23 protein-coding genes are annotated in these 23,450 nt (G+C 67.0%); 3 read left to right on the top strand and 20 right to left on the bottom strand.

Going from position 1 to position 23,450, the window contains the following annotated elements; translation table 11 throughout:
- Nucleotides 1–12 precede the first annotated feature (12 nt).
- From ACZ9J7_RS14620 to ACZ9J7_RS14590, 7 genes are all read right to left on the bottom strand, one after another.
- Nucleotides 13–897, bottom strand: a complete 885-nt coding sequence (locus ACZ9J7_RS14620; RefSeq protein WP_476210378.1) for an SseB family protein — start codon at nucleotides 895–897, stop codon at nucleotides 13–15.
- Nucleotides 898–918: 21 nt separating this feature from the next.
- Entirely contained in the window at nucleotides 919–1,665 is a 747-nt protein-coding gene (gene priA / locus ACZ9J7_RS14615; protein WP_476210377.1) for a bifunctional 1-(5-phosphoribosyl)-5-((5-phosphoribosylamino)methylideneamino)imidazole-4-carboxamide isomerase/phosphoribosylanthranilate isomerase PriA, read from the bottom strand.
- A gap of 82 nt (nucleotides 1,666–1,747) precedes the next feature.
- Nucleotides 1,748–1,906: a hypothetical protein gene (locus tag ACZ9J7_RS14610; protein ID WP_168223112.1), complete on the bottom strand. Its 159-nt coding sequence runs from the start codon at nucleotides 1,904–1,906 to the stop codon at nucleotides 1,748–1,750.
- The gene (hisH, locus tag ACZ9J7_RS14605) at nucleotides 1,907–2,665 is read right to left on the bottom strand and encodes an imidazole glycerol phosphate synthase subunit HisH (protein ID WP_476210374.1); all 759 of its coding nucleotides are present in this window, start codon (nucleotides 2,663–2,665) and stop codon (nucleotides 1,907–1,909) included.
- A complete protein-coding gene (hisB, locus tag ACZ9J7_RS14600; RefSeq protein ID WP_141160952.1) occupies nucleotides 2,662–3,288 on the bottom strand; it encodes an imidazoleglycerol-phosphate dehydratase HisB in 627 nt (208 codons plus the stop codon). Before hisB ends, hisH begins: the two co-directional genes overlap by 4 nt.
- A gap of 61 nt (nucleotides 3,289–3,349) precedes the next feature.
- Nucleotides 3,350–4,468, bottom strand: a complete 1,119-nt coding sequence (locus ACZ9J7_RS14595) for a histidinol-phosphate transaminase (RefSeq protein ID WP_307492916.1) — start codon at nucleotides 4,466–4,468, stop codon at nucleotides 3,350–3,352.
- A gap of 119 nt (nucleotides 4,469–4,587) precedes the next feature.
- The gene (locus ACZ9J7_RS14590) at nucleotides 4,588–4,938 is read right to left on the bottom strand and encodes a LysM peptidoglycan-binding domain-containing protein (protein ID WP_476210372.1); all 351 of its coding nucleotides are present in this window, start codon (nucleotides 4,936–4,938) and stop codon (nucleotides 4,588–4,590) included.
- Nucleotides 4,939–5,295: 357 nt separating this feature from the next.
- On the opposite strand from ACZ9J7_RS14590, the gene lexA reads away from it, so the two are divergent.
- Complete coding sequence (gene lexA, locus ACZ9J7_RS14585; RefSeq protein WP_476210371.1) at nucleotides 5,296–6,030, top strand: transcriptional repressor LexA; 735 nt, start codon at nucleotides 5,296–5,298, stop codon at nucleotides 6,028–6,030.
- A 47-nt stretch (nucleotides 6,031–6,077) separates the two neighbouring features.
- On the opposite strand, the gene ACZ9J7_RS14580 is transcribed toward lexA, so the two are convergent.
- Nucleotides 6,078–8,135, bottom strand: a complete 2,058-nt coding sequence (locus tag ACZ9J7_RS14580) for an ATP-dependent DNA helicase (RefSeq protein ID WP_476210370.1) — start codon at nucleotides 8,133–8,135, stop codon at nucleotides 6,078–6,080.
- Complete coding sequence (gene hflX / locus ACZ9J7_RS14575; protein WP_476210368.1) at nucleotides 8,128–9,705, bottom strand: GTPase HflX; 1,578 nt, start codon at nucleotides 9,703–9,705, stop codon at nucleotides 8,128–8,130. The genes ACZ9J7_RS14580 and hflX overlap by 8 nt, the downstream gene beginning before the upstream one ends.
- Before the next feature lie 434 nt (nucleotides 9,706–10,139).
- Between hflX and ACZ9J7_RS14570 the strand changes: the two genes are divergently transcribed.
- Nucleotides 10,140–10,763 (top strand): class I SAM-dependent methyltransferase, encoded by a 624-nt coding sequence (locus ACZ9J7_RS14570; RefSeq protein ID WP_476210367.1) that lies wholly within the window; start codon nucleotides 10,140–10,142, stop codon nucleotides 10,761–10,763.
- Here ACZ9J7_RS14570 and dapF read toward each other — a convergent pair.
- From dapF to ACZ9J7_RS14540, 6 genes are all read right to left on the bottom strand, one after another.
- On the bottom strand, nucleotides 10,735–11,679 hold the full coding sequence (gene dapF, locus ACZ9J7_RS14565; RefSeq protein WP_476210365.1) for a diaminopimelate epimerase: 945 nt from the start codon (nucleotides 11,677–11,679) through the stop codon (nucleotides 10,735–10,737). The genes ACZ9J7_RS14570 and dapF overlap by 29 nt on opposite strands.
- 44 nt (nucleotides 11,680–11,723) lie before the next feature.
- On the bottom strand, nucleotides 11,724–12,620 hold the full coding sequence (gene miaA, locus ACZ9J7_RS14560; RefSeq protein ID WP_476210364.1) for a tRNA (adenosine(37)-N6)-dimethylallyltransferase MiaA: 897 nt from the start codon (nucleotides 12,618–12,620) through the stop codon (nucleotides 11,724–11,726).
- A gap of 3 nt (nucleotides 12,621–12,623) precedes the next feature.
- Complete coding sequence (gene miaB / locus ACZ9J7_RS14555) at nucleotides 12,624–14,180, bottom strand: tRNA (N6-isopentenyl adenosine(37)-C2)-methylthiotransferase MiaB (RefSeq protein WP_476210363.1); 1,557 nt, start codon at nucleotides 14,178–14,180, stop codon at nucleotides 12,624–12,626.
- A 3-nt stretch (nucleotides 14,181–14,183) separates the two neighbouring features.
- Nucleotides 14,184–14,684, bottom strand: coding sequence for a regulatory protein RecX (locus tag ACZ9J7_RS14550; RefSeq protein ID WP_476211867.1), 501 nt, complete (start codon nucleotides 14,682–14,684; stop codon nucleotides 14,184–14,186).
- Nucleotides 14,685–14,804: 120 nt separating this feature from the next.
- On the bottom strand, nucleotides 14,805–15,860 hold the full coding sequence (recA, locus tag ACZ9J7_RS14545; protein ID WP_026266121.1) for a recombinase RecA: 1,056 nt from the start codon (nucleotides 15,858–15,860) through the stop codon (nucleotides 14,805–14,807).
- A 224-nt stretch (nucleotides 15,861–16,084) separates the two neighbouring features.
- Complete coding sequence (locus ACZ9J7_RS14540; protein WP_141160961.1) at nucleotides 16,085–16,309, bottom strand: DUF3046 domain-containing protein; 225 nt, start codon at nucleotides 16,307–16,309, stop codon at nucleotides 16,085–16,087.
- Nucleotides 16,310–16,350: 41 nt separating this feature from the next.
- Between ACZ9J7_RS14540 and ACZ9J7_RS14535 the strand changes: the two genes are divergently transcribed.
- Entirely contained in the window at nucleotides 16,351–16,893 is a 543-nt protein-coding gene (locus tag ACZ9J7_RS14535) for a MarR family winged helix-turn-helix transcriptional regulator (protein WP_476210361.1), read from the top strand.
- A 71-nt stretch (nucleotides 16,894–16,964) separates the two neighbouring features.
- Here the strand turns inward: ACZ9J7_RS14535 and ACZ9J7_RS14530 are convergent, their stop codons facing one another.
- The 5 genes from ACZ9J7_RS14530 to ACZ9J7_RS14510 all read right to left on the bottom strand — a co-directional run bounded on the left by ACZ9J7_RS14530 (nucleotide 16,965) and on the right by ACZ9J7_RS14510 (nucleotide 23,441).
- Entirely contained in the window at nucleotides 16,965–17,417 is a 453-nt protein-coding gene (locus ACZ9J7_RS14530) for a helix-turn-helix domain-containing protein (RefSeq protein ID WP_018771597.1), read from the bottom strand.
- Between the two features lie 168 nt (nucleotides 17,418–17,585).
- The gene (locus tag ACZ9J7_RS14525) at nucleotides 17,586–18,065 is read right to left on the bottom strand and encodes a CinA family protein (protein ID WP_476210359.1); all 480 of its coding nucleotides are present in this window, start codon (nucleotides 18,063–18,065) and stop codon (nucleotides 17,586–17,588) included.
- Complete coding sequence (pgsA, locus tag ACZ9J7_RS14520) at nucleotides 18,062–18,703, bottom strand: CDP-diacylglycerol--glycerol-3-phosphate 3-phosphatidyltransferase (protein ID WP_476210357.1); 642 nt, start codon at nucleotides 18,701–18,703, stop codon at nucleotides 18,062–18,064. The genes ACZ9J7_RS14525 and pgsA overlap by 4 nt, the downstream gene beginning before the upstream one ends.
- Before the next feature lie 17 nt (nucleotides 18,704–18,720).
- Nucleotides 18,721–21,609 carry an FtsK/SpoIIIE family DNA translocase gene (locus tag ACZ9J7_RS14515; protein WP_476210355.1) on the bottom strand — a complete coding sequence of 963 codons (2,889 nt, stop codon included), beginning with the start codon at nucleotides 21,607–21,609 and terminating at the stop codon, nucleotides 18,721–18,723.
- Nucleotides 21,610–21,749: 140 nt separating this feature from the next.
- Nucleotides 21,750–23,441 (bottom strand): ribonuclease J, encoded by a 1,692-nt coding sequence (locus ACZ9J7_RS14510; RefSeq protein ID WP_141160966.1) that lies wholly within the window; start codon nucleotides 23,439–23,441, stop codon nucleotides 21,750–21,752.
- Between the last annotated feature and the right edge of the window lie 9 nt (nucleotides 23,442–23,450).

Genomic DNA, 23,450 nt, shown 5'->3' with positions numbered 1-23,450 from the left:
TCCGGCTGGCGGCTAGTCGGGCGCGCGCCTCAGTTTGATTTCAAGGGAATCGACGCGCTCCCCAAACAATACATTCCGGGACCACTCCGCCTGCAGGCCGGCTACCAGTTCCTGGACACCGGCCGCGTCCAGGCCGTCCTCGAGGTACAGCACCACCTGCAGTTCCGGCCCGGTACCGCCACCGGGGACTATGGACCCGTCGGCGGCCTGGGCGGCCACTCCCCTGCCGGGCAGCAGTTCGACGCCGCGGACGGCCGCAAAGCCGGCGGCGGCGTTGCCCATTTCGGCGGCCAGGTCCCGGTCAGTGTAGGAAGGGGTCCAGCCGTGCTGCTTGGCAAGGGCCCAAACGCCCGGCCGGCGCACCACGAACGTCACATCCGCACCCGGATCCAGGACCAGGAGTTCCGCCCCTTCGGCAACAGCCGAGAGGGCCGCCCGGGCGGCGTAGACGGCTACCGGCCGGGCCTCGGGATGCCAAGCGGACAGAGCGGCCGCAGAAGTGAATGCCGGCAGCGCGGTCCTGCCGTCGGCGGCCTTCAGCGTTACCAGTGCCATGTCCGCCTGCTTGTCCGCGTGCAGCCCGTGCGCTGTCGCGGCCTCTTCGGCGAGCTGGGCCACGATGGGAATGAAGACACGGGCCGTGGCCAGTGCGGCAACGACGGCTGCCTCGTCGCCCCGCCCCTCCCGGAGCGCGGCAATTGCGGTGAGGTAGCCGGCGTCGGCCGTTCCGTCGTCGTCCTCGAAGTTGTGGATCTTCGCATCGTCCCCAGCCAGGCTGCGGCCGGCCCAAGGCTGGCCCGCGGAATCCGTGGCACCGCCGGCGCCCGCCAGCGCCGCCGCAATATGGCCGGGCAGGTGGCGGGCGGGAGGGCTTACCGGTTCTTCGGAGCTGGGCATGGCCGGACTGCTTCCCCGGGCCTAGCGGCGGCCGGCGACGTCGAGGGCTTCGGGCAGCGTGAAGGCGCCGGCGTAGAGTGCCTTGCCCACGATGGCACCTTCCACGCCCAGGGGAACCAGCGACCGGAGGACTCTGAGGTCGTCCAGGCTGGAAATGCCGCCGGAGGCCACCACGGGCTTGCCGGTCTTCTCCACCATCTGGCGCAGGAGTTCAACGTTCGGGCCCTGCAGGGTGCCGTCCTTGGTCACATCGGTGACCACGTAGCGGGCGCAACCGGCCTCCTCCAGGCGGCCCAGGACGTCCCACAGGTCCCCGCCTTCCTTCGTCCACCCACGGCCGGCCAGGGTGGTGCCCCGGACGTCCAGGCCGACGGCGATCTTGTCGCCGAAGCGCTCGATGGCCCGTGCGGTCCAATCGGGGTTCTCCAGTGCCGCGGTCCCCAGGTTGACCCTGGCGACGCCCAGGTCGAGCGCTGCCTCCAGGGTTTCGTCGTCGCGGAGGCCGCCCGAGAGCTCCACCTTGATGTCCAGCCGGCCCACCACCTCGCGAAGCAGGTCGGCGTTGGAACCGCGCCCGAACGCTGCGTCCAGGTCAACCAGGTGGACCCATTCGGCACCCTGCTGCTGCCAGTTCAACGCAGCTTCGAGGGGGGTTCCATAGCTGGTTTCGCTGCCCGCCTCGCCCTGGACCAGCCGGACGGCCTGGCCGTTGACGACGTCGACGGCTGGCAGGAGTTCAAGTACCGGCAGGTCATGTGCGGTGGTCATACTCATCCTCGGTGTTGGTTCTTCGGTGGGGACTAAATCGGGGGCCGGCCGGGGCCGTTGATGCTCCGTGTTTCCCGGGCGGTTAATTGCCCGGCAGCGTGAGCAGGTAGGCGGCAACCAGTGACATGGCAGCCAGGGCGTAGAAAGACACCTGCAGCCAGAGGGGCCTGGCCTGCTGCCGGAACGAGATGCCGCCGCCAATCAGCAGGCCGGCGAGGCCCATCAGGAGTACGGACCACATCTAGGCGCCACTGCCGGCGTGGGCCGGGGCGCCGGAACCGGCGCCGGCAGGCCTGCGCAGGCCCTCCACCCAGTTGCGCAGGAGCCGCGCGCCGGCATCGCCGGATTTTTCCGGGTGGAACTGGGTTGCGCAGAGCGGGCCGTTTTCGACGGCGGCGATGAACGGGCCGCCGTGCTCGGACCAGGTCACCAGTGGCGGTGCCATCCGTGGCTGGATGACGTCGAAGTTCCACTCCTGCACGCCGTAGGAGTGGACGAAGTAGAACCGTTCGTTCTCGACGCCGGCAAAGAGCTTTGAGCCCTCGGGGACCTTGACGGTGTTCCAGCCCATGTGCGGTACGACCTCCGCTGGGAGGGCCTCCACCTTTCCGGGCCATTCACCGATGCCTTGGGCTTCAGTGCCGTGTTCCACGCCGGCCTCGAACAGGACCTGCAGGCCGACGCAGATGCCAAGCACCGGGCGGCCGCCGGCCACGCGCCGGCCGATAAGCCGGATGCCGTCCACGGCCTTGAGTTCGCGCATCACGGTTTCGAACGCGCCGACGCCGGGCACCACCAGGCCGTCCGCGTTCAGGACATCCTCCGGTTTGGCGCTCAGGATCACTTCCGCGCCGGCGCGCTCGAGGGCGCGCACCGCGGACCTGACGTTCCCGGATCCGTAGTCCAGCACCGTGACGGTGGGCTTGCCCTCGGGCGACGGCAGCCTGCGCGAGGCCGAGGGGTCGATGATTGCCCCGTCCTTCAGTTCCTGGCCGCTCACAGGGCACCCTTGGTGGAGGGGATGCCCTCAACCCGGGGATCCGGTTCGACGGCGGCGCGGAGGGCGCGGGCAAAGGCTTTGAACTGCGCTTCGACGATGTGGTGGGGGTCGCGGCCGGCCAGCACGTTCATGTGGAGGCAAATACCGGCGTGCAGCGTAATGGCCTCAAAGACATGGCGGGTCAGGGACCCGGTGAAGTGGCCGCCGATGAGGTGGTATTCCTGGCCGGCGGGTTCGCCGCCGTGCACCAGGTAGGGGCGGCCGGAAACGTCCACCACCGCGTTGGCGAGGGCCTCGTCCAGCGGGACTGTCGCCTCACCGAACCGGCGGATGCCAGCTTTGTTGCCGAGGGCGGTCCGCAGGACTTCACCGAAGGTGATGGCGACGTCCTCAACGGTGTGGTGGACGTCGATGTGGGTGTCACCGGTGGCCTTGACCGTCATGTCGATCAGGGAGTGCTTGCACAGGGCCGTCAGCATGTGGTCGTAGAACGGCACCGAGGTGTCGATGTCCGAGACTCCCGTACCGTCCAGGTTGATCTCCACGAGTACGGAGGACTCGCTGGTGGCACGCTCCATGCGGGCCGTCCGGGCTGCAGCCGTATTCGATCCGGTTGAACTCATGGTGAAGGATCCTTTGTGCGAGAAGAAGTGGTTCAAGGCGTCCAGCGCCGCAGTATCAAGTCTAGGCGTGAAGCGCGGCGTGGCCGGCAAGGATGCGTTCCAGGGAGGTCAGGAAGGCTGTGGTTTCCGCCTCAGTGCCCGCCGTGACCCGGAGGTGGCCGGGGATGCCCACGTCGCGGATGAGCACGCCGGCGTCAAGGAGTTCCTGCCAGACCTGGTGCGGGTTTTCCAGGCCGCCGAAGAACACGTAGTTGGAGTCCGACGCTGCGGGCTTGAGTCCCATCCTGGTCAGCTCGGCTACGATGCGGTCCCGCTGCTTCTTGATGTCCTGGACGTCGGCCATCAGCGCTTCGCGGTGTTCGAGGGCCGCAAGGGCGGTGGCCTGGGTGATGGCGGACAGGTGGTACGGCAGGCGGACCAGCCGCAGGGCATCGGCGACCTCGGGGGCGGCGGCCATGTAGCCGAGCCGTGCCCCGGCCAGGGCGAAGGCCTTGCTCATGGTGCGGGAGACGATCAGCCGTTCACGGCCGGGCAGCAGGGTCAGTGCGCTCGGCGTTCCGTCGTGTGCGAACTCGTGGTAAGCCTCATCGACGATCACGATGGCCTGGCTGTCCGCGCCGGCGTCATAGACGGCTTCCACGACGTCCAGCCCAAGTCCGGTCCCGGTGGGATTGTTGGGCGAGCACAGGAATACGATGTTCGGCTGGAGTTCCTTGACCTGGCGGGCTGCGGACTCAGCGCTGAGGTCGTAGCCTTCCGCGCGTTCCCCGGTGATGTACTGCGTGTCCGTTCCACTGGCCAGCAGTGGGTACATGGAGTACGTGGGCGGGAAGCCTAGGGCTGTGCGCCCTGGACCGCCGAAAGCCTGGAGGATCTGTTGCAGGACCTCGTTGGAACCGTTGGCTGCCCATAGGTTGGTTTCGTCGAGCCCATGCCCGAGGTATTCCGCCAGGGCCTTCCGGAGCGCTGTGAACTCGCGGTCCGGGTAGCGGTTGAGGCCCGCGGCGGCTTCCGTAACGGCGGCGCTGATGGCGGCCCGCACATCGGCAGGAACACCATGGGTGTTTTCGTTGACGTTCAGCAGGATGGGGACGTCCAACTGGGGAGCCCCATAGGGAGTCAGTCCACGAAGGTTGCTGCGGAGGGGAAGCCGGTTCAGACGTTCTAGCTGCTGGTTCACCTGAACAGTTTAGTTGCCGCGGCAACCGCCGGAAAATGTGACGGTTCCTGTTCGCTCCCGGCACGGCCAGGAGCGAGGCGGTGCCTGCAGCGCACCACACGGATCTCCGTGGCAGCCACTCAGTGCGTGGGAACGAACAGCTGCTGGCCTGGAAGGACGGTGCCGGCCTCAAGGTTGTTGAGCTGGACGATGTCCGCCACGACGTCGCGGGCGTCCCGGCCCGGCGCGACGGCACCGGCAATGGCCCACAACGACTGCCCGGGCTGCACCGTCACCGTAACGGTGGGTGTCACCGCGAGGTCCGCGGCCGAATCCGAGGCCTTGGCCGGGGAATGGAAGAACCCGGAAAGTGACAGCAGGAGAACAGCCAGGACTACAAGCGGAACCCCGATCAGGACGATCCTCCCCCGGCGGGTCAGCCGCAGGGGTGCAGAAGAAGGTGAAACCTGGTGAAGAGATAAAGCTGACATGAACTAAGCCCTCCTGGACTTGCCGTGCTGCCCGGGTGTCCGCCCGGCAACGCCCTTGCCGTTCCATTCCGCCGCCGCGCACATCTTCCGGCTGCGTATTCGAAGGAGGCATCTGCTGGTTAGAACACATATTCGAACTTTGCTGGTTAAGTTTTAGCACCTATCAACGAACATTGTCGAGACTCGCTAGAACAAATGTTTGAAAAAGCACTATGGCTGGCCTAGTTTTGGAACCAAGAACAACCACTCCTGAAGTTGAACAGCAGGGTCTGACAATGACAGTGGGAGTCCTTCCACCGGCACCGCGGAACAGCGTCCGGCGGAAGTTCCGGCGGCAAGCGAAAGGCAATGGCGAAAATGGCAGCAGCAGCCGCCGGGGGCAGGACCGCCCCGCAATCCAAGAGGACCAACAAGGGGTTGACGCCCCGGCAGAAGAAGATCCTCGAGACCATCCAGCGCTCCGTTAATGACAACGGATACCCGCCGTCCATGCGCGAGATCGGCGACACGGTCGGCCTTGCCAGCCTGTCAAGCGTGACCCATCAGCTCTCGCAGCTGGAAAAGCTGGGCTACCTCCGGCGCGACCCCAAACGGCCACGTGCCATGGAAGTGTTGATGCCGCTCACCCTGGACGGCGGGGGCAAAGGCGGGGCCACGTCTCCTGCCCCCCAGGCCGCCGGAGGCAGCGCCACAGTTACAGAGCTGCCCACGGCGCTGGATACGGCCATGGTTCCGCTGGTGGGCCGGATTGCCGCCGGCGGCCCCATCCTTGCCGAACAGCTCGTCGAAGATGTCATGCCGCTGCCCCGCCAGCTGGTGGGCCAGGGCGAGCTCTTCATGCTGAAGGTGGCCGGCGATTCCATGGTGGATGCCGCCATTTGCGACGGCGACTGGGTGGTGGTGCGGCGCCAGGCCGACGCTGCCAACGGGGACATCGTCGCTGCACTCCTGGATGATGAGGCGACCGTCAAGACCTTCCGCCAGCGCGATGGCCACACGTGGCTGCTGCCGCAGAATACCCAATACGAACCCATCCTGGGGGACCATGCCACCATCATGGGCAAGGTCGTCTCAGTCCTGCGTTCGCTTTAGCCTGTGGACGCCTGCGCGGCACCCGCGCAGGCGATGTCCGGCGGTCCTCAGGACGCGTCGGCGCCCAGCCTGGTAAGGGCTGCCAGCGCCTTGGTTCGGTCAGTAGTGGCCCAGAACGGGGGCAGGGCGCCGCGCAGGAATCCCGCATAGCGTTCTGTGGCCAACCGCGAGTCCAGGACTGCCACCACGCCTTTGTCCCCGGTTGACCTGATCAGGCGGCCGGCCCCCTGGGCGAGGCGGATGGCAGCGTGGGTGGCGGAAACAGACATGAATCCGTTCCCCCCTGCCTGCGCCACGGCACGTGAACGCGCCGTCATGAGGGGGTCGTCCGGCCGCGGGAACGGGATGCGGTCAATCACTACCAGCCGGCAGGATCCACCGGGAACGTCGACGCCCTGCCACAGGGACATGGTTCCGAAGAGGCAGGTGTCCGGTTCGTCCGCGAATTGTTTGACCAGGGCGGTCATGGTCGACTCCCCCTGGCAGAGGACAGTCATGTCGAGTTTCGGGCGGAGGGCATCGGCGGCTTCTTCGGCCGCCCGCCGCGAGGAGAACAGGCAGAGCGCTCCCCCGTTGGAGGCTTTGATGAGCGCTTCGAGTTCGGCCAGGGCCTCCGGGGAAACGCCCCGGCCAGGCTTGGGCAGGTGGCCGGCAACGTAAAGGATGCCCTGCCTGGGGTAGTCGAAGGGCGAGCCAACATCCACGCCCGTCCAGCTGGGCGCGCCGTCGCCAATCAGGCCCAGGCCTCCCGCGGCCGGTTCGAAGGCGGAACCGATCGCCAGGGTGGCAGAGGTCAGCACCACGGTGTGGTCTGCGAAGAGCCCCTCCCGCAGCCTGCCGGCGACGGACAGCGGCGCAATGTTGATCAGGACCGGTGCGCTGTCATCGGGCTGCGAATAGCCTTGGCCGGGATCGAAGGTGCTGGCGCGGGAGAACCACACCACTTCCCGGTTTTCCCGGGCAGCGATCAGCCGCTCGCACAGTTCCAGGATGAGCATCAGCCGGGAACGCGCCAGCTGCCGGCCGCCGTCGGCCGTGGTATTGCTGTCCCCTTTGGAATCGGACAACGCAGCCCTGCACGCTTCACGCAGCTGGTCCACGCAGTCAAGCTGTTCATCGTTCAGCCCGTTGGGGAGCAGTCCGTTGGGCGCGGCCGCGATGGCCATTTCGAGGTTGGCAGCTGCGGCGTTGAGGGCATCAACGGTGATGGCGGTATGTTTCCGTGCGCCGGAAGCGGCAGCGTGGACCATGGCCACGGACAGCTGCCCGGACACGGCTCCCGTCACCCGGTCCTGCAGTTCGTGCGCTTCGTCCACCACCACGACGTCGTATTCAGGCAGGACTGCCAGGCCCTCGAACGCGCTGACGGCCAGCATCGCGTGGTTGGTCACCACCACGTCGGCCTCGGCGGCGTCCTGCCTGGCGAGTTCGCTGAAGCATTCGGCAGCCATGGGACATTTTTGGGCCCCCAGGCATTCCATCGAGGTGACCGACACCTGCCGCCATGCACGGTCGGTCACTCCAGGCAGCAGTTCGTCACGGTCGCCGGTGGCCGTTTTCTCCGCCCATTCGCGGAGCCGCACCACTTCCTTGCCCAGTTGCGACGACGGGCCGCCCACCGAGGCCGCGAAGTGCGGAACACTGGTGTCCTCCCCCAGGGAGAACAGCTGCCCCTCCGACGGTTCCTCGGACGGGAACCCGCCTTCAAGCTTGTGGCGGCACACATAGTTGGACCTGCCCTTGACCAGGGCAACCTTGACCGGCCGGTCCAGCGCCGGCGTGATGTTCTTCAGGAGCCGGGGCAGGTCCCTGCCCACAATCTGGGTCTGGAGCGCCAGGGTCGCCGTGGAAACCAGCGCAGGCTTGTTGCTCTCCAGGGCGTGGGCGATCAGCGGTACCAGGTAGGCCAGCGATTTGCCGGTACCGGTACCGGCCTGGACCAACAGGTGGTTGCCGGTTTCGATCGCCCTGGCCACCTGGCGGGCCATTTCGTGTTGTCCGGTGCGGCTTTGTCCGCCCATGCCGGCGACGGCGCGGTCGAGCAGTTCGATAACGAACTGCTCGCCCGCCGTCTGCGCAGCTTCGCCGGCTGCGACGTCAGTCATTGACGACGAATTGTTCCAGTTCGGACGCGAGGCCCTCCCGCACCATCACCGCAGCCCTGGTACCGGCCTCGATGTGGTCCAGGCTAAGGATCTCGGCGTCGGACTCATGAAGCTTGCTGATCAGGTCCCCGCGCTCGTAAGGGATGAGCAGCTCCATCTTGACCGACGGCCGGGGAATGGAGTCGCTGATGGCCTTCAGCAGTTCCGGGATGCCCTCCCCAGTCCTGGCCGAAACCACGACGTGCCGAGGCTCGCGCTGCTTCAGCCGCTCCACCACAAAGGGGTCCGCCGCATCGGCCTTGTTCAGGACGATGATCTCCGGCACCTTGCGCGCGTCGACTTCGCTGAAGACCTTCCGGACCGCGGCGATCTGCCCTTCCGGATCGGGATGCGACACGTCCACCACATGCAGGATCAGGTCCGAGTCCGCCACCTCCTCGAGGGTGGAGCGGAAGGCTTCCACCAGCTGGGTGGGCAGCGAACGGACGAACCCGACGGTGTCCGCCAGCGTGTACCCCAGGCCGTCAGCGGTCTCAGCCTTGCGGACCGTGGGATCAAGGGTGGCGAACAGCGCATTCTCCACGAGGACCCCAGCGTCGGTGAGCCGGTTGAGCAGCGAGGACTTGCCGGCGTTGGTGTAGCCGGCAATCGCCACGGAGGGTACTTCATTGCGGCGGCGGTTGGCCCGCTTGGTCTCGCGTGCCGGCTTCATGGCGGCGATTTCGCGCCGCAGCTTGGCCATGCGCGTCCGGATCCGGCGCCGGTCGAGTTCGATCTTGGTCTCACCGGGGCCACGGGACCCCATGCCCGCGGCGGCACCGCCCACCTGGCCACCGGCCTGGCGGGACATCGACTCACCCCAGCCGCGCAGGCGGGGAAGCAGGTATTCCAGCTGCGCCAGTTCCACCTGCGCCTTGCCTTCGCGGCTCTTGGCGTGCTGGGCGAAGATGTCCAGGATCAGCGCTGTTCGATCGATGACCTTGACCTTGACGATGTCTTCCAGGCCACGGCGCTGGGAAGGTGCCAGTTCGGCATCCACCACCACGGTGTCCGCGCCGGTGGCCGTGACGATGTCCTTGAGTTCCTGCGCCTTGCCGGAACCCAGGAACGTCCCGGGGTCCGGCTTGTCGCGGCGCTGCACCAGTCCGTCGAGGACTTCCGAGCCCGCCGTCTCGGCCAGGGCCGCCAGCTCCCGCAGTGAGTTTTCGGCGTCGGCCAGCGTCCCCTCGGACCAAAGCCCGGCCAGGACCACGCGTTCCAGGCGCAGCTGCCGGTATTCAACCTCTGTGACGTCCTCAAGCTCGGTGGACAGACCTGCCCTGCGGCGCAGGGCGCGCCGTTCCTCGAGGTCCTGCTGGTCGCCGTCGTACGTTGAATGTTCTTCGTCGAGCCGGGAAATGGCTTGCGCCTTGCCAAGCACGGCTTTTCCGCTGCCGCCTTCACCGCCGGACGTGCCGGCATTTTTGGCGGGAACGTCCTTGGCGAGGATCCGGTCGATGACAGCCTGGATCTCCTGCGGACTCATGTCCTGGGCGGCTGGATCGGAACCGGTATTGGGCTGGCTGGTCATGGTCTCCTTTGAAGATTCGGCAGTTCCAGAATAGTGCTGATTGGCTCGAAGTTCATAAGTATTCGCGCTGGGCTGACGGCCTGCGGTCATTCAGTTCTCCTGGTTGTTTCGCCGCCGGCTGCGATGCGGGGGCTCGAAGGCCGCATCAGGACGGCGGCAGGGCTGGAAGACCGGACCAAGGCAGGAAGTGCAGCAACGGGCTGTCTTTCGAGTTTTGTCCGGCGGCCGGCTCAGACGGAACGGTCTGGCCGGTGCGCAAAGCGGAAGGCATGGGAACCTGCATCGCTGCGGGACGCACTGTCGCTGGAGGACAGGCTGCGGACGGGCATGGCCCGTGCCGGCTACTCGAAGATCAGGAACATGCCATCCAGCCTAGCAGAGGGCCTTCAGGCCGGTTTCCCATTACGCTGCAGGGGGAACTACTCTGGCCAGTTATGGAGTCCGCACACTATTTCAGCACGTCCCCTGCCGGCCCCTTTACCCGGAAGCCTTTGACGGTGGAATTGGCCGGGGAGACGCGACGGCTCCAGACCTCCACGGGCATCTTCAGCCCGGACGGAATCGACAAGGGCACCGCGGTGCTCCTCGCCGAAGTTCCGGCCCCGAATCCCCAGGGCAACCTCCTGGATATCGGGTGCGGCTGGGGTCCGGTGGCGCTCACAATGGCGCTGCTGGCCCCCGAATCAAGGGTCTACGCGGTGGACGTCAACGAACGCTGCATCGCCCTGACCAACGAGAACGCCGCCGCACTGGGACTGGCCAACGTGGTCGCCAGCACCCCCGGCGCCGTGGATCCGGAGATCCGCTTCGACACCATCTGGTCCAACCCGCCCATCAGGATTGGCAAGGACGAACTGCACGCCCTGCTCAAACTCTGGCTGCCGCGCCTCGCAGAGGGCGGGACGGCGTGGCTGGTGGTGCAGAAGAACCTTGGCTCTGACTCGCTTCAGCGCTGGCTGGCCGCCGAACTGGACAGCTCCTTCAGCGTGACCCGCGAGTCGACGTCGAAGTCCTTCCGCATCCTGAAGGTCAGGAAAGCGTCCCACTTGCCACAATGACGGCGGGGCCGCTGAGCTCCACATGCTCGTGGCCGCCAGGGCCGGCGAAGAACTTTACGCCCACCACTCCGCCCGGAACGTGGACCTGCCAGGCGTCCGGGGCTTCCGCCCCGGCCCAGTGCCTGATGGCGACGGCGGCAGCACAGGCTCCCGTCCCGCAGGACTGGGTCTCCCCCACGCCACGCTCGTGCACCCGCATCGTTACGGACCCGACGCCGTCATGGACCAGCGGTTCTGCCGGCACCACGAATTCCACGTTGGTCCCGTTCGCGGGTACCGGGTCGACCTTCGGGGCGGTGAAGAGCCGGGTGCCGGTGAGCTCCGAGAGTTCGGCGAGGGCCACCACCGTGTGCGGGTTGCCCATGCTCACGGACAGGGCCGGCCGGGCAACCTCCAGCCCGTCGGCGGTGACCAGGGAATCCATGGCCTTGGCGCTGGCTTCACCGGGGAAGATGAACTCCCAGGGTCCCATGTCCACCGCATAGCCGTCTCCGGTGCGGACCACCGTCTTGACGCCGCCCCGGGTGCCGATGGTGAGCGATCCGCCGTCGGGCAGGTCGATCAGGCCCTCGGTCCGCAGGAAGTGGACGAAGACCCTGACGCCGTTGCCGCACATCTCGGACAGGGAGCCGTCCGCGTTGCGGTAGTCCATGAACCATTCCGCGTCCGGGGCACCGGCCAGCAATTCCCGGCCCTCGGGCAGGAAGCGCGACGGGACCGCCCTGATCAGGCCGTCGGCGCCGATCCCGAGGTGCCGGTCGCACAGCGCCGCAGCCTGGTCCGCGCGGATCATGTGTGTCCCCTCGGGGTCGGCCACCAGGACGAAATCGTTGCCGGTGCCGTGCCCCTTGGAAAAGGGGAGCCCGCTCAGTGTGCGCAGGGCAGGTCCGGTGGTTTCTGCGGGGGTAGCATTCATGATTCCAAGCGTAGCGGCGGAGGCTCCCCCGCCTGAAACCGCTGCTACCGGGCCAGCTCCACGGCCTTGCCCAGGAGCTCCGGATCCTGCCAGTCGAGCCAGGCGATGCGCGGATCGGCACGGAACCAGGTCAGCTGGCGCCGGGCGAACTGCCGGGTGGCCACGATGGTTTCCTCCGCGGCGGCCTCGACGGTGGACCCGCCATCGAGGACGCGCAGGAACTGGGAATAGCCCAGGGCACGGGAAGCGGTTTTGCCGCGCCGCAGGCCGCTGGCGTCGAGCATCCGGACTTCGTCCAGCAGGCCGTCCTCCACCATCCGGTGCACCCGTGCGGCCAACCTGTCCCGCAGGACCTCGCGGTCCACGCTGAGGCCCAGCTGAATGGCGGGCTGGTGGTACTCCCGCCGGGGCATGAAGGAGCTGAAGGGCCGACCGGTAAGTTCGTGCACCTCGAGGGCACGGATGATGCGCCGGGCATCGGAGACGCGGGCGGCGGATGCGGGATCCACAGTCCGAAGCCTGGCCAGGAGTGCTTCGGTACCGAGCTCGGCATGCTCCGCCTCGAGGCGGGCACGCAGCGCTGGGTCGGTCCCCGGGAACTCCAGGACGTCCAGCGCTGCCCGGACGTACAGACCGGAGCCCCCGGCCAGGATGGCGCGTTTGCCCCGCTGATGGATGTCGTCGATGGTTTCGCGTGCCTGGGCCTGGAAGTCGGAAACGCTGGCTTCCTGCGTGACGTCCAGGGTGTCCAGGAGGTGGTGCGGCACTCCCCTGCGCTCGGCCATGGTGATTTTGGCCGTGCCGATGTCCATGCCGCGGTAGAACTGCATGGCGTCGGCGTTGATGACCTCGCCGTCCAGGGCGAGGGCAAGGTTGACGGCGAGGTCGGACTTGCCTGAGCCGGTGGGACCGACGACGGCGACGACGGGCGGGGCAGCCACCTGTCAGCGGGTGCGCAGCGGCAGGGCGGGCATGCCGAGCGAGACGCCCTTGCGTTCCCCTGGCGAGGCCGGAGATGGCGCCCCGCAGGAGTCGGCCTGGGACCTGTCCCAGGCGTCCCCTGCCCGTGACCGGCGCAGGCTGTAGTCCTCAAGGGTGGGGTCGGACACCAGGTGGAAGGCGGCGGCTTCGGTAATGGTGACGGTGACGAGGTCCCCGGGCCTGGGGGCGGGCGCACCCTCTGGCACCGAGAAGTGGACCAGCCGCTGGTCCTGCGACCGGCCGGAGAGCCGGTGGGTTTCCTCCGATTTCCGCCCCGACTGGGCCGTGACCATGACTTCGAGTCGTCGGCCAAGCTGCTTCCGGTTTTCTTCCGCGGCGATGCGGTCCTGGAGGGCGGTGAGCCGTTCGAAGCGTTCCTGGACCACGGCCTTGGGGAGCTGGTCTGGCAGGTCGGCCGCCGGCGTGCCGGGACGCTTTGAATACTGGAAAGTGAAGGCGGTGGCGAAGCGGGACTTTTCCACCACGTCCAGGGTTGCCTGGAAGTCCTCTTCGGTTTCACCGGGGAAGCCGACGATGATGTCGGTGGAGATGGCGGCGTGCGGGATCCTTTCGCGGACCTTGTCCAGGATTCCCAGGAACTTGGTTGACCGGTAGGAACGCTTCATGGCCCGGAGGATGCTGTCCGACCCGGACTGCAGCGGCATGTGCAGCTGCGGCATCACGTTGGGAGTTTCTGCCATGGCGTCAATGACGTCATCGGTGAAGGCGGCCGGGTGCGGGCTGGTGAAGCGGACGCGTTCCAGTCCCTCGATCTCGCCGCAGGCACGCAGGAGTTTGGAGAATGCCTGCCGGTCCCCGAACTCGACGCCATAGGAGTTGACGTTCTGGCCGAGCAGGGTGACTTCGATGGCGCCGTCGTCCACGAGTGCCTGGATCTCCGCGAGGATCTCTCCGGGCCGGCGGTCCTTTTCCTTGCCGCGCAGTGCCGGGACGATGCAGAACGTGCAGGTGTTGTTGCAGCCTACGGAGATGGACACCCAGCCCGAGTAGACGGAGTCACGTTTGGTGGGCAGCGTGGAGGGAAAGACGTCCAGGGACTCCAAAATTTCCAGCTGCGCTTCATTGTTGTGCCGTGCCCGGTCCAGAAGGGCCGGCAGGGCACCGACGTTGTGGGTGCCGAAGACGGCATCCACCCATGGCGCTTTCTTCAGGATGGTCTCGCGGTCCTTTTGTGCCAGGCAACCGCCCACGGCGATCTGCATACCGGGGTTGGCCGCCTTGACCGGGGCCAGGATGCCCAGGTTGCCGTAGAGCTTGTTGTCCGCGTTTTCCCGGACTGCGCAGGTGTTGAACACCACGACGTCGGCATGCTCGCCCTCGGCGGGCACGTAACCGGCGGCCTCCAGCAGGCCGGACATCCGTTCGGAGTCGTGAACGTTCATCTGGCAGCCGAAGGTGCGCACCTGGTAGGTGCGGGGCATCGCTCCGGAGTGCGGCACGGCCCCTGCTTCGACGGAAGGGGTGGCGCCGGATTGGGGGGAAGGAATGGTCAAACTCACCCGTTAAGGGTACCGGCTCTGGAAAGGATCGCTGTCGGGGTCCTGCCGGGAATCGAGGACCTCGTTGACGATCCGGAACGCCTGGGAGGGTTGGTAGCCTTTGCGTGCCAGCATGGACGCCAACCGCCGTACGGCTTTGTCCCGTTCGCCGGGGCCGGCCAGGTCCGTTCCGGGGCGGAGCTTGCGTTCCACCAGGGCACGGGCGGCGGCTTCCTCATCGGCGTCGGTCAGCTGCTCCAAAGCCGAGGCAGCCGTTTCCGGCTCGATGCCCTTCTCAGCGAGTTCCCGCCGGAGCGCGCCCTTGGCCAGCTTCCTGGACTGGGCCCGGCTCCTGACCCACATGTCGGCAAACTCGGCATCGTTGATCAGCCGGACTTCCTGGAACTTGTCCAGCACGGCCTCCGCGACGTGTTCCGGGATGTTCCGCTCCGCCAGTTTCCGGGCAAGCTGCAGCCGGCTCTTCGGCGCCGCTGTCAGCTGCCGGTACACGATGGCCTGCGCCACGGAGAACGGATCCGGTTCGGCGTCCGCGGCCTGCGGGTCCTCAGGTACGGCAAACCCGTCCGACACCCCAGTTGAGGGGCTGCCGGAACGGGTCCGCCGTGTTTGTGGGCCGGTCAAGGGCTAGAACCCGTCGACGGCTTTCAGCTTTGGCGCGTCCTTGGACTCATCCTCGGCAGGCTTGACGCCGACACCCAGCTTCTCCTTGATGAGGCGCTCCAGCTCGGCGGCCAGCTCCGGGTTGTCACGGAGGAAACGGCGCGAGTTTTCCATGCCCTGGCCCAGCTGGTCGCCGTCGTAGGTGAACCAGGAACCCGACTTCTTGATGATGCCGTGTTCCACGCCCATGTCGATGATGCCGCCTTCGCGGGAGATGCCCTGGCCGTAGATGATGTCGAACTCGGCAACCTTGAAGGGCGGAGCCATCTTGTTCTTGACGATCTTGGCCTTGGTCCGGTTGCCGACGGAGTCGGCGCCTTCCTTGAGGGTCTGGATCCGGCGGACGTCGATGCGGACCGACGCGTAGAACTTCAGGGCCTTACCGCCGGTGGTGGTTTCGGGGGATCCGAAGAAGACGCCGATCTTTTCACGGAGCTGGTTGATGAAGATGGCGGTGGTCTTGGTCTGGCTCAGGCGGCCGGTGATCTTACGCAGGGCCTGGCTCATGAGGCGGGCCTGGAGGCCGACGTGGCTGTCGCCCATGTCGCCTTCGATTTCCGCGCGCGGCACCAGGGCGGCAACGGAGTCGATGACAACGACATCCAGCGAACCGGAGCCGACCAGCATGTCCATGATTTCCAGGGCCTGCTCGCCGGTGTCCGGCTGCGAGACCAGGAGGGCATCGGTGTCCACGCCCAGCTTGGCGGCGTAGTCAGGGTCCAGTGCATGCTCGGCGTCGATGAAGGCTGCGATCCCGCCCGCGCGCTGGGCATTCGCCACGGCGTGCAGGGCAACGGTGGTCTTACCGGAGGATTCAGGACCGTAGATTTCGATGACGCGGCCGCGCGGGAGCCCGCCAATGCCAAGGGCGACATCCAGGGCGATGGAGCCGGTGGGGATGACTTCGATCGGAGCGCGGACTTCGTCGCCCAGGCGCATGACCGAGCCCTTGCCGAACTGCTTGTCAATCTGGGCAAGCGCTGCTTCCAGCGCTTTTGCACGATCCGGGGCTGCCGCCATGGTTGACACCTCTAATGCTTTCTCGATGGTGGCCTTCGCGGCCGTTGTGTTGGTCATCTCTGACGCTAAGGGGACCCACTGACATTCCGGCCGGAGGACAACGGCTATGTGGATAAACCCGATGAAAAAATCATAGCCTTATCCGAACAGGTATTCGAAGAGTGGAGCCCCTGCGGCGTGTCCGGCGGCAGGATCCTGGCGCCGGTCAGCGCCCGGTCCCTGCGCTAGTCGCGGCGCGGGGCGATGTCGCGGCCCAGCCGCCGTTCCGACGGGACATCCTGGACGTCGCAGACTGCAAGCCAGACCCGGCGCGGCTCAACCCCGGCCGCCAGGGCCTGGTCAGCGGTGCGCCCACCGACGCCGGCAAGGACCAGGGTGCTGCTCAGCACGCGGGAGTATCCCGCGCCGAACTCGTCATCCATCAGACGCCAGTACTCGCTGATTCGCATCGGTAAATCCTCTCATGATTGTGGACCCTAGAATTGTTGCCATGAGCAACTCCCCTGACCTCCCGCAGCGGCAGGACGCAGGCGACGACGCCGCCGATACCGCGCTGCAGAATGTTGAACACCAGATCAGCCTTTTTTGGCGGCGGGCGCGGGCCATCTCCAACCAGCTTTCGCGCGAGGTACACCCGGACATGGAGCCAGCGGCGTACGGGCTGTTGACGATCATCCGCCGTGAAGGACCCATCCGGCTCACCGAGCTGGCCATGAACATCGGGGTGGGCAAACCGTCGGTCAGCCGGCAGATCGCGTTCCTGGAAGGCCTTGGCCTGGTGTCCAAGGAGGCGGACCCGCTGGACCGCCGTGCTCAGTCGATCCGGTTGACGCCCAAGGGCGAAGAGAAGATGCACCAGGTCCAGGACGCCAGGCGCCAGGTCTTCCAGGAGCGGCTGCGCGAATGGCCGGTGGAGGACCTGGAGGAATTGGCCCGTTGCATGGCCAGGTTGAACTCCACCTATGAGCGTGACGGGTTCCCCAAAGAAGCCGCCGACGGGCCCGCCTCACCGGAGCGGGTGCAGGAGGACTGACCACAGCAGGAAGCCCCCGGCCATGGCCGGGGGCTTCCTGCTGTCCGGCGCCCACCCTGGGGTGGGGCGCCTTACCGGGCTCCGGAGAGGAGGCCCGTGGAGAGTTCGTCGTTCAGTTCAGTGTTGAGGTCGCGTTCCAGGTCACGGCCGTAACGCTGGGAGAATTCCTGCGGAACGGTGTCCGGAACTGCGACGCCTTCGGCTACGGCCACGCGGTCGCTGACCTCGCGGAGCATGCTTGACAGCGGAACATCCAGTGCCGAGCAGATCGAGGACAGAAGCTCTGACGATGCTTCCTTCTGGCCGCGCTCCACTTCGCTGAGGTATCCCAGGGAGACACGGGCACTGTGCGAAACTTCACGGAGCGTGCGCCCCTGACGCTGGCGGACATCGCGCAGGACATCACCGATTTCGTGACGAAGTACAACCATCTTGCGCTCCTTCTGTTCGCTCTTAGCCTGTTCGGCGAGGCCCACATCCTTCCAGCGGACAACGCCGTTTACGGATACGGGCTGCTTTACCATCTGTATCGCCTTGCTCCCTCATTGGTCAGGTCCGCCGCCGGCGAACCTGTCTTGGTCATTTCATCCTAGGCGCCTCCGCTCTCCGGAAGCGACACAATGTAATAACTAATCGGTAGTGGCTTTTGTTCCCGGCAACTTTACGCGCGGTAACTTGGCGGCCTGCAGGGCTCAGCCGGCGAGGGCCTCGAGGAGTCTTTCCAGCGCGGCGGCGCAGGCGGCGGCCCGGATGTCCGGCCGGCTTCCCGTGAAGGTGTACTCGAAACCGGCGGTGCCTGCGGCTGTGGCGATGCCGATGTAGACCCGGCCTACGGGCTTGCCGTCGTGCGCCTCGGGACCGGCGACGCCGGTGGTGGAAAGCCCGACGTCGGCCCCCAGGACAGTGCGCGCCCCGGCCGCCATGGCGCGGGCGACGTCGGGATCGACGGAGCCGGCACGGGCCAGCAGGTCGGTGGGCACCTGCAGCACCGCCTCCTTCACGGAGTTTTGGTAAGCCACCACACCGCCCTGCAGCATGCCGGAAGCGCCCGGGGTGTCAGCCAGGACAGCGGACACCATGCCGGCCGTCAATGACTCCGCGGTGGCAACGGTCCGTCCGGACTCAAGTGCCTGCCGGACGGCCTGTGCCGCCAGCTGGTGAAGGTTGCTCATGCCTGTTCCCGCCCCTCGGTTCCTGCCTCGCGTTTACCCCTCGCGCGCAGGCGCAGGGCCTCCACCACGTACTCGACGCCGGTCCACAGCGTGATCGCCACGGCTGCCATCATGACCGCGAACGCCACCCAGGACATCCAGGGCGCGAATGCCCCGAACGGCAGCAGGTACAGGAAGATCGCCGCGGTCTGTACCACCGTTTTGAGCTTCCCGCCGCGGGAGGCGGGGATGACCCCGTAGCGGATCACGAAGAAGCGCAGGGCCGTGATGCCCCATTCCCGGACCAGGATCACCACGGTGGCCCACCAGGGGAGCTCTCCCAGCAAGGACAGCATCACCAGCGCGGAGCCGATGAGCAGCTTGTCGGCAATGGGGTCGGCGATCTTGCCAAAGTCCGTGACCAGGTTCCGGCTCCTGGCAATGTCGCCGTCGAGCTTGTCGGTGTAGATGGCGACGGCGAACGCCGCCACAGCTGCCCAGCGCCACGGTCCGGAGGTGCTGTGCAGCCCGGGGGCGTCCGCCACGAGGAACCACACGAAGAACGGGACCAGCGCGATGCGGATCATGGTCAGGACATTGGGAAGGTTCCAGACCCCGGCACGGCCCTGGCCGGCGGCGGTTGCATCGGTGCTAGTCACGTTCCTAGGCTACCGGGCTAGCGTCCGGTGAGGGACCAGGCGTCCTCGGAGCCCTCGTCGTCGTCGCCGTAACCGCCCGGGGCGGAATCCGAGCCGTCGTAATATTCGACGTTCTGCTTCCGCTGGTCCAGGTCCGCGGCCACCAGGTCTTCGGCGTAGCCGCCCTGGGCGATGTTGGCGTTGGCGTTGTCGCTGAGGGCCGCGGTCTGCGAGTCCGGCGCGGCCGGGGCTTCCTGGCCCTTCATGGCGGCGAGGACTGCAGCGAGGTCGTCCGGCTTCACCAGCACGTCGCGGGCCTTGGAGCCTTCGGAGGGTCCCACCACTCCCCTGGACTCAAGGAGGTCCATGAGCCGGCCGGCCTTGGCGAAGCCGACCCGGAGCTTGCGCTGCAGCATGGAGGTGGAGCCGAACTGCGTGGTCACCACCAGCTCGGTGGCCTGCAGCAGCACCTCGAGGTCGTCCCCGATGTCGTCGTCGATCTGCTTCTTTTCCGCTTCGGGGGCGACGTCGTCCCGGTAGACAGCCTGCAGCTGTCCCTTGACGTGCTCCACCACTTTATGGATCTCCGATTCGGTGACCCAGGCACCCTGGACACGCATCGCCTTGGAGGCGCCCATGGGGAGGAAGAGGGCGTCACCCTGGCCGATGAGCTTCTCGGCGCCGGGCTGGTCGAGGACCACGCGGGAGTCCGTCACGGAGGACGTGGCGAAGGCCATGCGCGAAGGCACGTTGGCCTTGATGAGGCCGGTGACCACGTCCACGGACGGGCGCTGGGTGGCCAGGACCAGGTGGATGCCTGCGGCACGGGCCAGCTGGGTGATGCGGACGATCGAGTCTTCGACGTCGCGCGGCGCCACCATCATGAGGTCGGCGAGTTCGTCCACGATCACCAGCAGGTACGGGTAGGGGCGGATGACGCGCTTGGAGTCCACCGGCGGCTGGACCTTGCCGGCGCGCACGGCCTTGTTGAAGTCGTCGATGTGCTTGAAGCCGTAGTTGGCGAGGTCGTCGTACCGGGCGTCCATTTCCCGCACCACCCACTGCAGCGCTTCGGCGGCCTTCTTGGGGTTGGTGATGATGGGAGTGATGAGGTGTGGCACGCCCTCGTAGGCGGTCAGTTCCACGCGCTTGGGGTCCACCATGACCATGCGGACCTCATCCGGGGTGGCCCGCATCAGGATCGAGGTGATCATCGAGTTCACGAAGGACGACTTACCGGCACCGGTGGCACCGGCCACCAGGAGGTGGGGCATCTTGGCCAGGTTGGCCACCACGTAGCCGCCCTCCACGTCCTTGCCCACGCCCATCACCATGGGGTGGTCCGTGCGGCGGGCGTTTTGGCTGCGGAGGACATCGCCCAGGGAGACGGTTTCGCGGTCCGTGTTGGGGATCTCGATGCCGATGGCCGACTTGCCCGGGATGGGGCTGAGGATGCGCACGTCGCTGGAGGCAACGGCGTAGGAGATGTTCTTGGACAGGGCGGTGACGCGTTCCACCTTGGTACCGGGCGAGAGTTCGATTTCGTACCGGGTGACGGTGGGGCCGCGGCTGAACCCCGTGACCGTGGCATCGACGTTGAACTGGGTCAGGGTGTCCGTAAGGGCGGCGACGACGGCGTCGTTGGCTTCGGTGCGCTCCTTGGGGATGGATCCGGGGGTCAGGAAGTCCGAGGCCGGGAGGGTGTAGGTCACGTCGCCGGCGAGTGAGAGCTGCTCGGTCCGCTGCGGGATGGGAACGGGCGGCGGCGCGGGCGCCACCGGGTTCGAGGGCACCGTGGGCGCGGCGGCAGGCTTGCCGGGCGCCGCAGCACCCGGGATTACCAGGGGGATGGCTTCGGTGGCGTTTTCCGGCGGGGCCGCCTGCGAACCGGCGCCCAGGCCCTGGGCGGCCTTGATCTTCTCGACGGCGATCTCCGCCTGGGTGGGCCGCCGCACTCCCGGGGCGGGCCGCGCCGGTTCGCCCTCGTCGTCGTCAATGACGGCGTGCTCGAAGGCTTCGTCGCCCACATAACCCTCAAGGCCTGCCTCGGCCTCCTGGTCCTTCCCGAAGAGCTTCCGCTTCTTCTTCCTGGGGGCGGCCGGCGCCGGCCGCTCGAGGTAGCTGCGGTCGTGGACGTCGGCGCCGTCCTGGTCCATCAGGTCGACGCCCATGAGGTGCTCGTACGCTCCCCTGATGCGGCGCGGAATGGCGGTGAACGGGGTGGCCGTGATGATCAGCAGGGACACGAAGGCGAGCAGTCCGTAGAGGGCCACAGGCACGGCGGGATGGATGGCGGCCAGCGGTGCGGCAGCCAGGAAGCCGAGCATGCCGCCCGCTGCGCGGAGCCCGTCGAAGCCGTCGGCCACCGTGGGCTGGCCGCCCAAAATGTGTGCCAGGCCACAGCCCGCGAACGTCATGATCAGGAAGCCGATGCCCACCCTGTTGTTGCCCCGTCCGTCGGAGGGCTGCCGGAACAGCCGGAAGGCGCAGACGAAGAGCATGAGCGGAAGCAGCAGGGATATCCAGCCGAACGTGCCGTTCACCACGGCGTAGACGGCATCGGGGAACCAGCCTGTCAGGCCCCACCAGGCGAACGTGGCGATGAAGACACCGAGCGCCAGGTTGAACAGGGCGGCACCGTCGCGGCGGTCCTCGGCGGGAAGGTCGCTGACGTCGTAGCCGATGCGGCGCACTCCCCCGCCCACCAGGTGGCCCACGCCAAGCCATGCGCCGCCCACCACGCGCAGCAGCCACGGCTGGTGGTGTTCGACGGCGGGAAGCTGGCGGGTGCGTGCGGTGCTGGATGAGCCGCCACGCCCCGTCTTCCCGGCAGTGGAGCCGGTTCCGCGGCCTGTGGAGCTCCCGGATTTGCTGCCGGAGCTGCCCCTGCCGGTACCTTTGGGCGCGGAAGTAGTACGTGTGGCCATAGTAGCTACGCTACCGGAAGCATGCTGTGATTCCGGGGATATCGGGGCCGGGAGCATCCCCGCCGCCCGCAGTTAAAGGCCACCGGCCCGCCCTCCTGCCTGCGGCGGGGAGGACGGGCCGGAGCCGGCGACATGGACCATCAGGCCTCGAGGACAACCGGGATGATCATGGGCTTGCGGCGCAGCTTGCGGTTGACCCAGGTGCCCACGACGCGGCGCACCACCTGCTGGAGCTGGTGGCTGGTGTGGTCGGCATTGTTCTGGACTGCTTCTTCCAGGGCCGCGTTGATCTTGGGGATGATGTCGTCGAAGACAGAGTCGTCCTCGGCAACGCCGCGGGCATGGATCTCGGGGCCGGACACCACCTTGCCGGTGGCGCGGTGGATCACCGTGATGATCGAGATGAACCCTTCGTCGCCCAGGATCCGGCGGTCCTTGAGGTCGGCGTCCGTGATCTCGCCAACGCTGGAGCCGTCCACGTAGACGAAGCCCACCTCCACCTGGCCCACGATGTCTGCCTGGTGGTCGCGGAGGTCGATCACCGTGCCGTTGTCCGCGAGGATGACGCTGGCTTCCGGGACGCCGGACTCGATGGCGATCTTGCCGTTGGCGATCAGGTGGCGGGTTTCGCCGTGCACCGGCATCGCGTTGAGCGGCTCAAGGATGTTGTAGCAGTAGAGCAGTTCGCCGGCCGCGGCGTGGCCGGAGACGTGCACCTTGGCGTTGCCCTTGTGGATGACGTCGGCGCCGAGCTTGAGGAGGCCGTTGATGATCCGGAACACGGCGTTCTCATTGCCCGGGATGAGGCTGGAGGCCAGGATGACGGTATCGCCGTCCCCCACCACCACCCGGTGGTCGCCGTTTGCCATCCGGGACAGGGCCGCCATGGGCTCGCCCTGCGAACCGGTGGACATAAGGACCACCCGGTTGTCCGGCAGGTTGTCGATGTTCTTGATGTCGACGATCAGCCCGGCGGGGACGTCCAGGTAGCCCAGCTTTTCGGCAATGGCCATGTTGCGGACCATGGAGCGGCCCACGAAGGCCACCTTGCGGTTGTGCTTGGCGGCGGCGTCAAGGACCTGCTGCACGCGGTGCACGTGGGAGGAGAAGGACGCCACGATGATGCGCTTGGTGGCCTGGCCGAAGAGCCGCTCCAGGGTCGGCCCGATTTCTTTCTCGGCCGTGGTGAATCCGGGGACGTCGGCGTTCGTGGAGTCGGACATGAAGAGGTCCACGCCCTCTTCGCCCAGCTTGGCGAAGTGGCGCAGGTCGGTGATGCGTCCGTCCAGCGGCAGCTGGTCCATCTTGAAGTCACCGGTGTGCAGGACAGTGCCGCCGGCGGTGCGGATAAACACGGCGAGGGCATCCGGGATGGAGTGGTTGACGGCGACGAATTCGCATTCGAACGGCCCGAACTTCTCCACCTGGCCTTCTTCGACGGTCAGCGTGTAGGGCCGGATGCGGTGCTCCTGCAGCTTTGCCTCAATCAGGGCAAGCGTCAGCTGCGAACCGACCAGCGGGATGTCGTTCCGCAGGCGCAGCAGGTACGGCACGGCGCCGATGTGGTCCTCGTGGCCATGGGTGAGGATGACGGCCACGACGTCGTCCAGCCGGTCCTCGATGTAGGAGAAGTCCGGCAGGATCAGGTCAACGCCGGGCTGGGTTTCCTCGGGAAAGAGGACGCCGCAGTCCACGATCAGCAGTTTGCCGTCGATTTCGAACACGGCCATGTTCCGGCCGATCTCCCCCAGGCCGCCGAGCGGAACGATCCGCAGGGTGCCCTGGGGCAGGCGCGGAGGGGTGACGAGGCCGGTAAGGGCAGTTTGGGTCATAGTGCACTT

It is taken from the genome of Pseudarthrobacter sp. TE9888, from assembly GCF_056279345.1.
Note: the sequence above shows the minus strand (reverse complement) of the source record. Positions and strands in the feature narration are given on the sequence as shown.